General features: G+C 58.6%; 1 protein-coding gene. It reads left to right on the plus strand.

All coding sequences use genetic code 11. The features are described from left to right. On the plus strand, positions 1-555 hold a 555-nt coding region (locus tag ACDC66_RS15215; protein ID WP_376697589.1), incomplete at both ends, for an aconitase family protein.

A 555-nucleotide genomic window follows, 5' to 3' on the forward strand; every position in this document is an offset into this window, starting at 1 on the left:
TTACTGGTGAACTGCAGCCAGGTGTTTCCTCCAAGGACCTGATTCTGGCGATTATCGCCAAGATCGGCACCGGCGGCGGACAGGGCTACGTTCTGGAATACCGCGGCGAAGCAATCCGTAAGATGTCCATGGATGCACGCATGACCATGTGCAACATGTCCATCGAAGCTGGCGCACGTGCCGGCATGATCGCCCCAGACCAAACCACCTTCGACTACGTTGAAGGCCGCGAAATGGCACCAAAGGGCGCCGACTGGGACGAAGCAGTTGCTTACTGGAAGACCCTGCCAACCGACGAAGGCGCAACCTTTGACAAGGTCGTAGAAATCGATGGCTCCGCACTGACCCCATTCATCACCTGGGGCACCAACCCAGGCCAGGGCCTGCCACTGGGCGAATCCGTACCAAGCCCAGAAGACTTCACCAACGACAACGACAAGGCAGCAGCCGAAAAGGCACTGCAGTACATGGACCTGGTACCAGGAACCCCACTGCGCGACATCAAGATCGACACCGTCTTCCTGGGATCCTGCACCAACGCCCGCATCGAAGACC

The organism is Wenzhouxiangella psychrophila (assembly GCF_042310375.1).
GTDB lineage: Bacteria > Pseudomonadota > Gammaproteobacteria > Xanthomonadales > Wenzhouxiangellaceae > Wenzhouxiangella.